The 1,190-nt window shown below is 47.2% G+C and carries 1 protein-coding gene; it reads right to left on the bottom strand.

Features of this window, described 5'->3' with window-relative positions; translation table 11 throughout:
• Positions 1-6 precede the first annotated feature (6 nt).
• The coding region (gene tuf / locus R7070_RS25850; RefSeq protein ID WP_017822038.1) for an elongation factor Tu at positions 7-1,190 on the bottom strand (1,184 nt) is incomplete at its 5' end.

The raw sequence follows: 1,190 nt of genomic DNA, 5'->3' as shown, positions 1-1,190 counted from the left end.
TATGAATTAGTCGAAGATCTTAGCAACAACACCAGCACCTACTGTACGGCCACCTTCACGGATCGCGAAACGTAGACCTTCGTCCATTGCGATTGGTGCGATTAGCTCTACAGTCATCTGTACGTTGTCGCCTGGCATTACCATTTCTACGCCGTCTGGTAGCTGGATGTCACCAGTTACGTCAGTTGTACGGAAGTAGAATTGTGGACGGTAGCCTTTGAAGAATGGAGTGTGACGACCACCTTCATCTTTAGACAGTACGTATACTTCTGATTCGAACTTAGTGTGTGGAGTGATTGAACCAGGCTTAGCTAGTACTTGACCACGTTCAACTTCGTCACGCTTAGTACCACGTAGAAGTGCACCAACGTTCTCACCTGCACGGCCTTCGTCTAGAAGCTTACGGAACATCTCAACACCAGTACATGTAGTTGTAGTAGTGTCTTTGATACCTACGATAGCAACTTCGTCACCTACAGTTAGGATACCACGCTCGATACGGCCAGTTACTACTGTACCACGACCTTGGATTGAGAATACGTCTTCGATAGGCATTAGGAATGGCTGATCTACCGCACGCTCTGGCTCAGGGATGTAAGTATCTAGAGCTTCTGCTAGTTCAACGATTTTCGCTTCCCACTGCTCTTCGCCGTTTAGTGCGCCTAGTGCAGAACCTTGGATAACTGGTAGGTCATCACCTGGGAAATCGTATTCAGATAGAAGTTCACGAACTTCCATTTCTACTAGTTCTAGTAGCTCTTCATCGTCAACCATGTCACATTTGTTCATGAATACGATGATGTATGGGATACCAACCTGACGGCCTAGTAGGATGTGCTCACGAGTTTGTGGCATTGGGCCATCTGTCGCAGCAACAACTAGGATACCACCGTCCATCTGTGCAGCACCAGTGATCATGTTTTTAACATAGTCAGCGTGTCCTGGACAGTCAACGTGTGCGTAGTGGCGTGATGGAGTGTCGTACTCAACGTGAGAAGTTGCGATTGTGATACCGCGCTCACGCTCTTCTGGAGCGTTATCGATAGATGCGAAGTCTTTAGCTACACCGCCGTAAACTTTAGCAAGAGTAGTACAGATAGCTGCAGTTAGAGTTGTTTTACCGTGGTCAACGTGGCCGATAGTACCAACGTTAACGTGCGGTTTCGTACGTTCAAATTTTTCTTTAGACA

This window comes from Vibrio sp. 1557 (assembly GCF_033340175.1).
Classification (GTDB): Bacteria; Pseudomonadota; Gammaproteobacteria; order Enterobacterales; family Vibrionaceae; genus Vibrio; species Vibrio alginolyticus.
Note: the sequence above shows the minus strand (reverse complement) of the source record. Positions and strands in the feature narration are given on the sequence as shown.